Genomic DNA, 1,658 nt, shown 5'->3' on the forward strand with positions numbered 1-1,658 from the left:
CCTGACTTCCACAAGTTGACGCTGTTCTAGGGATCCGGATTCCGGTTTGCACTGGTAGGGCGAGTTCTGTGCTGGCGTTTGTGACACTAAACGGCCCGGTAGGTTGGGCCTGTGGGGCTGAAATTTCGGAAGGTGCCGACGGGTTCGGGGGCCACGGGCGTGCAGTTGGTCGAGTGGGTCAGCGGCCGGCTGGTGGTGCGCGAGCACCTGGGCTCGGCTCACACCCCCGGCGAGTTGGCGGCATTGATCGAGGTCGCCAAGCAGCGCATTCAGGGCGATCAGCAGGCGTTTGACCTGGAGTTGAGCGAGCGCGGCGCCGCGGTGATCGACGTGCCGGCAGCGACAGCCGCGCGGATCCAGCAGTCCACGGCGCGGATCTTGTGGCAAGGATTGACCGGTACGTACTCCAGGCTCGGCTTCGACGTGGTTGGCGATTCAGTGTTCCGCGACCTGGTGCTGTGCCGTGTGGTGGAGCCGACCAGCAAGTTGGACTCGGTTCGGGTCCTGGGCGAATTGGGGACGCAACCACCGCACGTCAACACGCTCTACAACTGTCTGCAGCGAGTGGTCGGCCGGGACTACCGCGCGCTGATCGCCACCGCCTGCTGGGCCCACGTCAACCGCACCGGGGGCCCTGGTGTGGCGTTGGTGCTCTACGACTTGACCACCTTGTATTTCGAGGCCGAAAAAGAAGATGACCTGCGCAAAGTCGGTATGAGTAAAGAGCGCAAGGTCGACCCGCAGATTACCGTCGGCCTGCTGGTGGCCCGGGATGGGTTCCCGCTGGACGTGCACGTCTTCGAGGGCAACAAGGCAGAGACCAAGACGCTGATCCCGGTCATCACGGCTTTCCAAAAGCGCCACCAGATCAGCGACATGGTCGTGGTGGCCGATGCGGGCATGCTGTCGGCGGCCAACCTCAATGCGCTGGAAGATGCGGGCCTGTCGTTCATCGTCGGCTCCCGCACTTCCAAGGCGCCCAAGGAGCTCGAGGACCATTTCGGTCGCCGCGGCAACGTGATTGCCGACGACGGTGTCGTGGAGTTGATCCGCCCAATGGGTCAGGGCCGGGACCGGCGAGACCGGCGTGTGGTGTGGCACTACAAATGGGAGCGAGCCAAGCGAGACCGGCGGACGCTGAACGCGCAGATCGACCGCGCGCAACGCGTGGCCGACCGGGCAGAACCACTCAAGAAGCAGCGATTCGTCAAGGTCACCGACCAGAAGGTAATCCTGGACGAGGCCTCGATCCAGCGGGCCCGCGAATCTGCAGGCTACAAGGGGTATGTCACCAACATCGCCCCGGCCGCGATGGACGGCCATGCCGTCGTGGCGGCCTATCACGACCTTTGGAAAGTCGAGCAGTCCTTCCGCATGGCCAAGGCCGACCTGAGGGCGCGCCCGATCTTCCACCGCACCCGCGATGCGATCGAAGCTCACCTCACCGTCGTGTTTGCCGCCCTGGCCGTGGCGCGGCACCTGCAGGACCTCACCGGCATGTCGATCAAGAAGATCGTCACCACCCTGCGACCGCTGCGCACGGTCACCGTCGCCATCGGCGACCACGAAATGCTCGTCGAACCCACAATCCCGGACGCCGCGCGAGCCGTCATCGACGCGATCAACGCAGGGTGACACTAAAACTTGTGGAAGTCAGG

The 1,658-nt window shown here is 64.3% G+C and carries 1 protein-coding gene; it reads left to right on the forward strand.

Annotated elements, in window-relative coordinates; translation table 11 throughout:
- Window positions 1-159: 159 nt before the first annotated feature.
- Complete coding sequence (locus G6022_RS01850; protein WP_182640097.1) at window positions 160-1,635, forward strand: IS1634 family transposase; 1,476 nt, start codon at window positions 160-162, stop codon at window positions 1,633-1,635.
- The last annotated feature ends 23 nt before the right edge of the window (window positions 1,636-1,658 follow it).

It is taken from the genome of Dietzia sp. Cai40 (genome assembly GCF_014145165.1).
Classification (GTDB): domain Bacteria; phylum Actinomycetota; class Actinomycetes; order Mycobacteriales; family Mycobacteriaceae; genus Dietzia; species Dietzia natronolimnaea.